We start from the raw sequence: 11,916 nt of genomic DNA on the forward strand, positions 1-11,916 counted from the left end.
ATGTGCGCTGGGATATTTACAAATTACAGGAACTGTCCAATAGCTAAAAGTCTTATATTATTGGTTTTTTATTCCCCTTGTTGCCTGTTGCCTGTTGCCTGTTGCCTGCGCACAGCGCTATATATGTTATAAATATGCTATAAATAGTACTTAATTTGAAACTACTCATGGCTTACGAACGCGAAAAACAAATAGCAATTGAAGCTGCTCTAGCAGCAGCTAAACTCTGCGAACAGGTTCGTGGAAACATTCCCCCTGCAATGGAAAAAGGTGATAAAAGTCCGGTAACTGTTGCTGACTATGGCGCTCAGGCGTTGATTTGCAAAGCCTTGGGTGAGACCTTTCCAGACGATCCAGTGGTAGGAGAAGAAGACGCCACTGAATTACAAACTCCAGAGATGGCAGAAAATTTGACAAAAGTGACAAATTATGTAAAAGAACAGATAGCAGATGCTACTCCAGAACAGATAGTACAGTGGATTAACCAAGGTAACGGTAAAGTCGGACCTCGTTATTGGACTTTAGACCCCATTGATGGCACAAAAGGGTTTTTACGTCAAGACCAATATGCAGTAGCGTTGGCATTGGTGGAAGCAGGAGAAGTTAAGGTAGGGGTGTTAGCTTGCCCAGCGATGCCAGTAGAAAATAATCAACCAGGGATGTTGTATGTAGCGGTGCGGGGTGAAGGAGCAGCAATGATGCCAATAGCAGGGGGTGAATTGACTCCTATTCATGTTGTGAAAGCGGGTGATACTACTAATCTCCGGTTTGTGGAAAGTGTGGAAAGTTCTCACGGCGACCAAGACCGTCAGAATGCAGTAGCGAAAGCTGCGGGTATTACTGCGCCTTCTGTACGGGTAGACTCTCAAGCAAAGTATGGTATTGTGGCATCTGGGCAAGCTGCTTTATATTTGCGTTTGCCTTCACCGAAGTCTCCTAACTATCGAGAGAATATTTGGGATCATGCTGCTGGAGCGATCGTTGTGGAAGAAGCTGGAGGACGTGTTTCCGATCTTTATGGTAAACCGTTAAATTTTGCTGATGGAGCGAAGATGGTTGATAACCGTGGTGTAGTTGTTAGTAATGGGATAATTCACGATCGAGTTTTAGCTGCTTTGCAAGATTGACATAGCGCTACGCGCAAGTCAGAGCTTAGAAGTTAGAAGTCAGAAGTCACCCCTGACAACTTTGAGCATTTATAAATGTCCGCGCCCTATTTGAGTCATTTTAAAGATAAGAGTCTATACTGTAGGGGCGAATGGCCATTCGCCCTTACTTACGCATTGTATGACGATCTACAGAATTATATTACTACGAAGCCAACAGACTTCATATAAGGTTGTTCAACCAGATTTGATATAACTGTATAATCGGATTTTATATTACTTAAATTTTGAGTCATAGAGCGATCGCCCATAGTTTTCTTCAATAACAGAAATTATGCCCCTACATATGACGTTTTCAAGGTGAATTTGTGTAAGTCCTGAATAATTAATAATTAGGATTTGCTGATTAAATCTAAAAGTATTTACAGATAAAGGACAGATAAAGGTAAGTGCCTTTTTGCGGCCTTTAAAAAGTTCCTGGTATCACGTCTAAAACCCTCAAAAAGTTAGTATTTTAGGCACATAGTTGGGCAGAAAAATCCCAAATTGACAATTCTTACTCCTACCTCCTCGCTCATTCCCCGTTCCTTCTGTCTCCTGTCTCCTGTCTCCTGTCTCCTACTCCCTACTCCCTACTCCCTACTTCCTCTTTTCCGGAGATATCTAATTTACTAACCTCTGAACTGCCACTATCTTTTAACAAAGTTTCAATATTTTTTGCCATCCGAGTTTGCTGCTCTAACTGCTTTGTTGAAGAGAATAAATCACCTAATCCATTAATAATTTGTTTAAGACTTCTCCTAAATCTATCATCCCCAGTTAAATCATCTAAATCTGATGTCATTTTCTGCACATTTTGAAATGTTGCTCTGGCTGAATCTAATGTTTGTTGCAACATAATTATATTTGTAGAACTATTTAAATCACTAGAAATATCTCTTAGATTAGCAGAAGTTTCTACAGCATTTGCTGATAATATTTCTAAGTTACCAATCAATTCTCCTCTGTCTATATCACTAACTATCGGACTTAAACTTTCCATTAACACTGCTAACTCTTCCGTCGTTTTTTCAATATTATCTAAAGTTGCTATAAGAGTAGAACGATTTGTATTAACAATTGAATTAATCTGGTCTGCTGTTAAACTAACTTTATTTGCTACTGCCTCTACAGAATTAGCTGAAGCGATCGCTGCCTCGGAAACTTTTGCTGTAGATTCTTCCATGGCTTTAGTCACATTTGCTATTCCATTGGAAATTTCATTTACTTCTCTTTCTACAGTTTTAGTCAGGCTATCCAAATCTCTCTCTACAGTATTAGTCAAACCACCTATTTCCCCTTCCAAAGTATTAGTCAAACCACCTATTTCTCCCTCTAAAGTTTGAGTCAAACCACCCACTTCTGCTCTAAGAATCCCTGTTATTTCATCTACATCTTCTCTTAAATATTGACTTATACCTTGCATTTCTCCTCTAATAGTTTCTGACAAATCAGCCAGTTGTTTTGCTAACTTAGAAGCCTCTTCAGAAGCATTAGCTGTATTTTCAGCAATTATTTTAACATTACTAAATAACTCTGGATCACTGTATAGATCGATTAAACGTATTCCTGCTCTTAATAATTGCTGTATTTCTACTCCTGCTTGCCCCTGTAAACGATCATTATTACAGATAATTATTTCCGAACAATTAGAGGATAAAGGACCAGCAGAAATTTCTGATTCTGGTATTCTACCTCTAGGAGTAATATCTATCACTGCAGTACCAATAAATGAAGATGTATTTGCTTGAATAAACACATCGCGAGGAATAATTAAATCTTCAGGTTTAATTTCTAGACTAATATCTACTCCATTTGGCCCTGGTTTAATTCCTACTACCTGTCCCACATTAATACCTCGATATCTAACTGATGTGCCTAACTCCATACCAGATGCACTTTCAAATTCCACTATTACCTTATAACTACGTTGGCCTAAGTTTACTCCCTTCAACCAAAGCACCAATACACCAAATAAACCTAATCCTAGCAAAGTTAATAAACCAACTGAACCTTCTCTAGCTGTTCGCGATCGCATAGTTTCCCCAAAAATTATCAATAAGCTGTGACGATTTACAGATTTTGGCTATTAACCAATAGTGATATAATCTAATCCATTACTTTTTCAGACACTAATCTTCTAGTTGTAGCTTTTGCCTCTTAGTCAAACCTCTATCCAAGACATGAATTGGCCCATCTACACTACCTGTAAAAAATTGTTGTACCAAGGGATTGTCCACCACATCAATTTCATCTACAGTACCAATCCACTGCACCTTACCCTGATAAAGAAATACAATTCTGTCTGCTGTGCGACGAATGGTACTATGTTGATGAGTCACCATTACATAGGTGCTACAACCACCATCTACATATTGTAAGTGACGTACCAAATCTTCAATTACAGTAGAAGCGATGGGGTCCAAACCTGCAGTTGGTTCATCATACAATAATATTTCTGGGTCATCATGAGGATTTTCTGGATTAGTCATAATTGCCCTAGCAAAACTCACTCGTTTACGCATCCCACCAGATAACTCTGCCGGATAGCGATCGCCAATATTACCCAACCCCACCATTTCCAATTTCTGCTGCACCAACTCCTGAATCTGGGAATGTGGTAACTTACTCTGTTGATACAAAAGAAAACCAACATTTTCTTCTACTGTCAACGAGTCAAACAGAGCAGCATTTTGAAAGACCATACCAGTAGTAATTGGATCTTTCAAATCATCTATCCATCTGACTCGTTGCTGTCCCTGGACATAAACTGCTCCAGCATCAGGAGTCAATAAACCAGCAATAATTCTGAGAACTGTGGATTTACCAGTTCCAGATGGACCAATAATTGCCAATGCTTCTCCGCGATAAATTGTCAAGTCTGTTTCATCTAAAACAACATTAGACCCGAATGATTTACTAACTCCTTTCAGTTCGATTATAGGTTCGTGGTTCATCGTTTGTACTTAACAGTCCACTATAAAGTATTGACCTTAAAAAAAGCAGGCAGTAAGTATAGCACTTGCAAGGCAACAGGCAACAGGCAATAGGCAACTAACTTCTAACTTCTGACTTTGTTAAGGCATTTCATTTCAACAAAATTTAGCTGAATTGCCGAGAAACCTCACGCCATAATTTTTGATTTGGTGGATGAATCGGCAGCAAATTGAATGGGTTCGATGCCCATTCAATTGGCCAACATCCCAGCAGAAGCTTTCGCCCTAGTTGAAAAACTTGTATTATTATGTTGCTATAATCCCGGAAATTTTCCACCATGCGCACTGCCTACCAATATAAATTAAGGCCCAATAAAGAACAGTTAGCCACAATAGAAATGTGGTTGGAATTGTTGCGTCGGCAGTACAACTATAGGTTAGGAGAGCGGTTTTCGTGGTGGTTAGGAGAGCGGTTTTCGTGGTGGTCAGAAAATCGTTGTCCAGTTAACGCTTGCCCTTTGGTGATGCCAATTCCTCAACTAAGAGATCATCCAGATTATTACTCTCAAAAACGAGATTTAGTCAATACCAAAGATAAGTTTCCTGAATACAAGCTAATTCATTCTCAGGTATTACAAGACTGCACAAAACGGGTAAAACTTGCCTTTGATAGATGGTTTAAAGCAGACAAAAACGGGCAGCGATTAGGTAAACCAAGGTTCAAAGGAAAAGGACGTTATCGCAGTTTTACTTATTCTCAAATAAAACTAAATTGCAGAGAAGAAAATCAAATTAATTTGCCCAAAATAGGAAAGGTAAAGTTAATTCAGCATCGTCCAATACCAGAAGGGTTTATAATTAAAACTGTTACGATTAGTCGTAAAGCTGATGGTTATTATGTGACTTTATCCCTAGAAGACAAATCAGTTCCAGCTTTAACAACTGAAGTGGAACCTACATTAAAAAATACTCTGGGAATTGATATGGGGTTGAAAGAATTCTTAGTAACAAGTGAAGGAGAATCTGTTCCCATCCCTCAATACTATCGAAAATCTCAGCAGCGATTAAAGACTGTACAGAAACGTTTATCTCGAAAGAAAAAAGGTAGCAAAAGGTGGTTAAAAGCTGTTAAATTTGTAGCCAAACAACATAAAAAAGTAGCCGATCAACGTAAAGATTTCCACTTCAAAACAGCAAATGAATTATTATCAAAACCTGAGGTTATCGCCCACGAAAACTTAAACATTAAAGGACTGGCAAAAACCCGTTTGAGTAAATCAATTAACGATGCTGGATGGGGCCAATTTCTAACTATTTTAACTGTCAAAGCCGGAAATGCTGGACAAAAGACTATAGCTGTGAACCCCAAAAATACCAGCCAAGACTGCTCAAATTGTGGGGAAAAAGTCCCTAAAGAATTAAACATACGAACTCATTCTTGTCCACATTGCGGTATTGTAATAGACCGCGACTTGAATGCAGCGATAAATATCAAAAATAGGGCGGCAGGGCATTCCGTCCTTAAAGCTCGTGGAGTCCGATGCAGTGGCAGGACTGCGAAACGAGAAGCTGACACTATAGCGCCAACTTAGTGTGAGAGTATGTCATTTCTGAAGCGCCATAATACTGCCAGAATCTTCTTTATTGTAGATAGTATTTTTGTACAAATTTGTCCTTAATCAAGCTAAGGCTAATATTGCTATGTCAACTAGTTTAGTAAAGAAAACCCTACGCATCTTTCTCAAAAGTAATTTTTTTATTGCAAAACCTCATCAGACTAACTCTCAGGTAATTGGCCAATGGTTTAAGTGGCTAGCTCCAGGATTATTGATCAAGCGGTGGTTACTCTTGAGTGCTGCTGGCGTACTACTGACTAGCTTAGGTCTATCAATATGGACGGGAATGACTCCAATTTTTTACACCCTACGGCTACTTAAAGAATTTTTGGGGTGGGTGACGACTATAGTTCCTAGTTATATTTCCGGGCCAATAATTATTTTTGCTGGTTTACTATTTATCTTTTGGGGTCAAAATCGTAGTATTAATTCCATTACTCAGGTGTTAATACCAGAGGGAGAGGAAAAACTGGTGGATCGCTTACTTGCCCATCGACGATTAAATCGAGGTCCAAAGATAGTTGCTATTGGTGGGGGTACAGGTCTTTCTACTTTGTTAAGGGGTATCAAAGATTACAGTGCTAATATTACTGCTGTTGTGACAGTGGCAGATGATGGTGGATCTTCTGGTAGGTTGCGTCGAGAGATAGGGGTACTACCACCAGGGGATATTCGTAATTGTTTGGCAGCTTTGGCTAATGAGGAAAAGTTGTTAACTGAGTTGTTTCAGTATCGGTTTCGCGCTGGTGATGGTTTGGTTGGACATAGTTTTGGCAATCTTTTTCTTACGGCAATGAGTGAAGTGACTGGAGATTTGGAACAGGCCGTAGCTGCTAGTTCTCAAGTTTTGGCTATCAGGGGTCAGGTTTTACCTGCTACTCTTACTGATGTTAATTTGTGGGCAGAATTAGCTGATGGGCGACGTATTGAAGGCGAGTCTAATATTACTGAGGCCAGGGGAAAAATTGTCAAAATTGGCTGTACTCCTGAACATCCTCTGGCTTTGCCCAAAGTGTTACAGGCAATAGAAGAAGCTGACTATATTATTATTGGCCCTGGTAGTTTATATACTAGCGTGATTCCTAATTTATTAGTGTCTGAAATTGCTGAGGCGATCGCTTCTAGAAATATTCCTAGTATTTATGTTTGTAATATTATGACCCAGCCTGGAGAAACTACTGGATATACTGTGTCTGACCATATTCGTGCTATTGATGTTGCTGCTGGTAAGCGACTATTTGATACTGTTTTAGTTCAGGGAAAAAGTCCTTCAGCACAAGCATTAGTTCGTTATGCTCAAGAAGATTCTCATCCTGTTTTTTTTGACCGTGAAGGAGTCAGAAATTTAGGAAGAAAAATTCTTTTGACTAATGTGATGTATGAGGATGAAGAAACTGGTTTTGTTCGTCACGATTCGATGATGTTAGCGCAGGTATTATTAGAGTGGTATGAGCGTATTGAATTTAATAAATAGTTATGAATAAAGAAGTTTTTTTTTCACTACAAAATACTGTCGCAACTTACAATCTTGGTAAAAGTTTAGGGGAAATTTTGCCTGCTGGTAGTGTGATTTTATTGGAGGGAAATTTAGGTAGTGGTAAGACTACTTTTGTTCAAGGTCTTGGTGCTGGTTTGGGAATCAAAGAAACAATTGATAGCCCTACTTTTACTTTGATTAATGAGTATTTTTCTGGCAGAATACCTCTTTATCATTTTGATTTATATCGCTTAGAAAGTTCTGAGATTGAAGCTTTAAATTTGGAGATTTATGGGGAGGGTTTGGAAGTACCTTTGGGTATTGTCGCCATTGAATGGGCTGAAAAGTTGGTTTATTATCCTCCTAATTTTTTGCGGGTTTGTTTGAGTTTTTCTAATGTAGGAAATACTGTTGACGAAACTCTCTGCGGGCGACAGGCTAAATTAATTTCTATTGGTAAGTTTGATTTGGATTTGGATAAAATTTAGGTACTTTTATTTAATTTTGCAGATCGGGTCTTACCATTATTAATTTAAGAATCTAGTAATTTAATAATCTTCCAATAGCCACTTGTATAAAGCTTTATGTTTTGAATAAATTTCTTCCACAGACTGATAATAATAATTTTCCCAGCCCTTTTCTGGTAGACCTGAAAATATCATCAGATTCAGTGGGTAATTTTCACTATCCGTGCAGCGACGAAAATCATCTCGAAACAGAAAAACTTTTTTATTGAGGGCGATCGCCACACCTAATTCAACCATTACACCTTCATCAGGCGGTGTGCCATTGACAATAGCAAATATAGCATCGCAGTTTTTTACATCATTCTAATCTGCTTGAGCAATAATGTAGGCCCATCCTGGCTTGGAGAAGTCTTGTTGATTGTTTCGTTCAAATGGTTCCCAAACTTCCGCTCCTAAAGATTTCAATTTTTCGGTTATGGGAGGAAGTAGCAGTTATTTTTGTTGCTCTGAGAAACCATCAGGATTAGCTAGATAAATTGTTTTTTTCATTTTGCTTTTGTATTACAGTTTATTCCATGTAAATTCGTCGAAAAGTTGAGCAGATAAAATTATGGATAACTTACCCAAATTTTCTGGCAAATGTTCTTTAAGAAGTCGTTCTCTTCTTCCTGATGCACCAGGAATTTATTTCATAGCTGATGAGCAAAATAACATATTTTATATTGGCAAAGCTCAAAACTTAAGAAAGCGTTGGGCAGGAAAAACTCATCATCGTTACAAACAGTTTGCTAGAAAAGGATTGGATAAAGTTTATATCTACTATATTGAAGCTCCTCTATTAGAATTAGATAATTTAGAGAAAAAATACATTGAGGAAATTAAGCCACTACAAATATAATTAAATACTGCTCTTGCTGTTTCTAGATATCGGAGGTTTTGTTCAACATAGTAAATAATTGGAGCAGTGTCTATAAATAAGTGAGTTACACCCTGGAGACTTTCTTCTATATCCACTGTTAATTACCCAATTTCTTTTGTTGAATTTCTAACTCGGGAAACTCTCCTCGTCTCATCCGAGTAACATACTCTTGAGCATCCATTCTTTCTAGTAAATTAGGTGCTATTCCTTCTAAGTCTTTCCAATCTCTACTAGGCTTTTTTTTGATTTCACACATTTTTAATCTACCTATTACATAAGATATTAAAGATAATTGCTCTTCTGGTGAAAGGCTGTCTACTTTTCTGATGATTTCTGTTAGCTCTTTTGATTTTTTATACATTTTAATTTTTTCTCCTCTGACTTAATCTCTAGTCGAAAAAAAGCTTACGTTGACATACCAACAAAAAGGAATTTGTCAATAGTTATATTTACTTAAATATTTATGCTTATTGGAAATTTGTTTTTTTGCCGTTATCTATAATGAGGTTCAAATTATGATTTTGAGGATGGTTTTAACGTAAATACTGGCTTTTAGCTTCCTAGAAACAGAATATTTTTACTGTTAGATACAAGTAAAGCATCATATCAATGTTTAAAGTATGATACAAATCGCTGTGATCAAGCAAGTACGTTAGATAATTTTTAATAATTTTGCCTAAATTTAAGTAGTTTTGATTTTAATAAACAATTGTTTAATCTATTTTGATTAGTTAAAATTATACTTAGCCTTTTAGACTGTTTCTTTTGTAGTTGCACATAATGTCAAAAATTTTTGCGGGAAAAAAGTTGGCGTTGCTGAATGGTAATGATTTTTAGATTACAGTATATTTCGGGCAAATGAGGTACAGGGTAAGTGATGAAAATATTGTAGTGCTGGCATCTTGCCCGCTTCGGGTTGTACCTCATAACAACGGGAAGCGCTGTAAGTCAGGACTTACGCAAGTTCAGCTTGAAAACGCCTATTTAGGGGCGAATGGCATTGGCTAACCCCAAGCTCCGAATGGCACCCTCACTGGATTTAGTTTCTGTGGGTAAGTCCTGTTAATTATCAACGCAAAACATAAGTTTTTCAATTTTACCTTCAGCTACTTACCATTACATTTCAGCAACGCCAAAAAGTTGCTTTGGCAATAGGGAAAAATTACAGCAGATTTCACTAAGCGTGAGGTACACCCGTTGCGGGGAAGATGCCCACAAATATCTAATAACGTAAGATTTTCCTTCTTCCTTCTTCTTTTAAGCGTAAGGTACACCCGTCGCGGTCAAGATGTCCGCACTACAAATATCTAATAACGTAAGATTTTCCTTCTTCCTTGTTCCTTCTTTCTTCTTCTATAATTAGTTAGTAAATATAATTAGTTAGTAAACATCTGAAAATGTCAAAGCTCTACCCCGAACCTCAGAATTAAATTCACCACGATTAAACACAACATTTCCCCCAACAATAGTAACAACAGGCCAACCAGTTAAACTCCATCCTTCAAACGGACTCCACCCACATTTTGTCATTAATTCCTCTCTTAAAACAGGGCGATAATTATCCAAATCAACTAATACTAAATCCGCATCAAAACCAGGAGCGATCGCCCCCTTTTTCGGAATCCCATAACCCTGAGCAACAGCAGTAGACATCCAATTAGAAACCTGAGCAACAGAACATTTTCCCTGGATAGCTTGAGTCAACATTAAAGGTAAAGAAGTTTCCACCCCAGGCATTCCCGAAGGAGAATTTGGATAACTTTTACCCTTTTCTTCCAAAGTATGAGGAGCATGATCCGTAGCAATAAAATCAATCACCCCATCCAACAAAGCTTGCCATAAAACTTCATTATCCCAAGCAGATTTTAAAGGAGGATTCATCTGAGCTAAACTGCCTATTTTTTCATAAGCACTCGTATTTAATAACAAATGTTGAGGCGTAACTTCAGCAGTTACCCAACTAGGTTTATCCTGACGTAACAATTCAGCTTCATCTCCAGTCGAAGTATGCAAAATATGTAACCTCCGCTCATACTTCTTCGACAATTTCAAAGCCATCTTAGTTGCCAATAAAGCAGTTTCATTATCCTGAATTTGTGAATGAATAGCAGGGTCAGAAATACCAGCAAACTCTTTTTTCCTGGCATCAATTCGAGCTTGATTTTCTGCATGAACAGCAATTAATCTTTTTCCCCTAGCAAAAATAGGCTCTAATTTTTCCTCAGTATCTACTAACAAAGGTCCGTGCATAGAACCCATAAAAATTTTAATCCCAGGAGTAGGATTAGCTGTTAAAAGATCGGGTAAATTTTCTGCCGTTGCCCCAATAAAAAAACCGAAATTCACCAAACATTTTTGAGCTGCTCGTTGTAACTTATCATCCAATGCAGCTTGAGTCGTAGTCAACGGTTTAGTATTAGGCATTTCCAGAAAAGAAGTAACACCACCTTTCACACAAGCTCGACTAGCAGTAAATAAATCTTCCTTATGTTCTAACCCAGGTTCCCGAAAATGTACCTGGGGGTCAATTACTCCCGGTAATAAAGTTAAACCTTCAGCATCTATGATTTTTTCTGGAGCTTGAGAAGATGAAATTTCTGGAGCAACCCGAATAATTTCTCGGCCTTGAGTTTGCACATCACCAATCAAAAATTCCCCATCAGGTAGAAGGATGCGGGCACGACGAATCAACAAAGAAGAGATAGTAGACATGATAAAAATTGGGTTTTAAATTTCTATTTTAGATACTTACTTGGGCTGATGAAATATAATGTATATACCAATTCCCATACTGATAAGGTACAAAATTAATTTGTTTTAGGGAGTAGGGAGTAGTTTATAAGGGGAGGTTTTTTACTTTCTGGTTCTTTACTTTCTGGTTATGACTAGACTTGGAGGACTTGGTGACAAGGGAAAAAAAAGCGTAGATATTAAGAGCTATTTACAGCAAATTTGATAGCTCAAAAATTTTCATTTCTGCCATTTTATGCTGACGTCATAGATAAGTAAATCTTTATGAGTTTTAATTTTCGTTGTTTCTGCTTCCTTGTCCACTTTCCCCCTTGTCTACCTTGTCTTACCCTATTTTCCCTTTATTGTCAAAAACCTACCCTTGTAAGGTAGGGAGTAGGGGGTAGTAATTCAGAAAACAGGGAATAGAAAATAAGAAAAACAACAGTACCTCAGTAACTTGAGAAACGCTATAATGTTATTTTAATTCTAATATATAACTGGACAGTACAAAGTTCTTAGTGGAAAAAACGGCGTTGGTGAATTAAGGTATGATTTGAGAAAGGAGCGATATAGCTGCCGCTAGGCTCCGCCAACGCTAATTAGGCAGAAAAATTATGAAATGT

At 37.7% G+C, this 11,916-nt stretch carries 10 protein-coding genes and 1 pseudogene; 5 read left to right on the forward strand and 6 right to left on the reverse strand.

Annotated features, from left to right (window positions below; all coding sequences use genetic code 11):
* Positions 1–167 precede the first annotated feature (167 nt).
* Entirely contained in the window at positions 168–1,127 is a 960-nt protein-coding gene (locus F6K18_RS32190) for a 3'(2'),5'-bisphosphate nucleotidase (protein ID WP_287527027.1), read from the forward strand.
* Between the two features lie 176 nt (positions 1,128–1,303).
* Here F6K18_RS32190 and F6K18_RS32195 read toward each other — a convergent pair whose 3' ends face one another.
* The 3 genes from F6K18_RS32195 to F6K18_RS32205 all read right to left on the reverse strand — a co-directional run bounded on the left by F6K18_RS32195 (position 1,304) and on the right by F6K18_RS32205 (position 4,102).
* Positions 1,304–1,429, reverse strand: a complete 126-nt coding sequence (locus tag F6K18_RS32195; RefSeq protein ID WP_287527029.1) for a hypothetical protein — start codon at positions 1,427–1,429, stop codon at positions 1,304–1,306.
* 302 nt (positions 1,430–1,731) lie between these two features.
* Entirely contained in the window at positions 1,732–3,183 is a 1,452-nt protein-coding gene (locus tag F6K18_RS32200; protein ID WP_287527031.1) for an MlaD family protein, read from the reverse strand.
* 94 nt (positions 3,184–3,277) lie between these two features.
* Positions 3,278–4,102, reverse strand: a complete 825-nt coding sequence (locus F6K18_RS32205) for an ABC transporter ATP-binding protein (protein ID WP_287527033.1) — start codon at positions 4,100–4,102, stop codon at positions 3,278–3,280.
* A gap of 317 nt (positions 4,103–4,419) precedes the next feature.
* On the opposite strand from F6K18_RS32205, the gene F6K18_RS32210 reads away from it, so the two are divergent.
* The 3 genes from F6K18_RS32210 (at position 4,420) to tsaE (ending at position 7,662) form a co-directional block, all read left to right on the forward strand.
* Entirely contained in the window at positions 4,420–5,673 is a 1,254-nt protein-coding gene (locus tag F6K18_RS32210) for a transposase (protein WP_287527035.1), read from the forward strand.
* A 109-nt stretch (positions 5,674–5,782) separates the two neighbouring features.
* The gene (gene yvcK / locus F6K18_RS32215) at positions 5,783–7,171 is read left to right on the forward strand and encodes a uridine diphosphate-N-acetylglucosamine-binding protein YvcK (protein WP_287527037.1); all 1,389 of its coding nucleotides are present in this window, start codon (positions 5,783–5,785) and stop codon (positions 7,169–7,171) included.
* A 2-nt stretch (positions 7,172–7,173) separates the two neighbouring features.
* Positions 7,174–7,662, forward strand: coding sequence for a tRNA (adenosine(37)-N6)-threonylcarbamoyltransferase complex ATPase subunit type 1 TsaE (tsaE, locus tag F6K18_RS32220; protein WP_287527038.1), 489 nt, complete (start codon positions 7,174–7,176; stop codon positions 7,660–7,662).
* A 60-nt stretch (positions 7,663–7,722) separates the two neighbouring features.
* Here the strand turns inward: tsaE and F6K18_RS32225 are convergent.
* Positions 7,723–7,989: pseudogene (locus F6K18_RS32225) on the reverse strand (nucleoside 2-deoxyribosyltransferase); the annotation flags it as partial.
* Between the two features lie 262 nt (positions 7,990–8,251).
* Here F6K18_RS32225 and F6K18_RS32230 point away from each other — a divergent pair.
* A complete protein-coding gene (locus F6K18_RS32230; RefSeq protein WP_287527039.1) occupies positions 8,252–8,539 on the forward strand; it encodes a GIY-YIG nuclease family protein in 288 nt (95 codons plus the stop codon).
* Positions 8,540–8,657: 118 nt separating this feature from the next.
* Here the strand turns inward: F6K18_RS32230 and F6K18_RS32235 are convergent, their stop codons facing one another.
* Positions 8,658–8,921, reverse strand: coding sequence for a hypothetical protein (locus tag F6K18_RS32235; RefSeq protein WP_287527041.1), 264 nt, complete (start codon positions 8,919–8,921; stop codon positions 8,658–8,660).
* A gap of 1,019 nt (positions 8,922–9,940) precedes the next feature.
* Positions 9,941–11,272: a dihydroorotase gene (locus F6K18_RS32240; protein ID WP_287527043.1), complete on the reverse strand. Its 1,332-nt coding sequence runs from the start codon at positions 11,270–11,272 to the stop codon at positions 9,941–9,943.
* Between the last annotated feature and the right edge of the window lie 644 nt (positions 11,273–11,916).

This window comes from Okeania sp. SIO2C2 (genome assembly GCF_010692625.1).
GTDB classification, from domain to species: domain Bacteria; phylum Cyanobacteriota; class Cyanobacteriia; order Cyanobacteriales; family Microcoleaceae; genus Okeania; species Okeania hirsuta.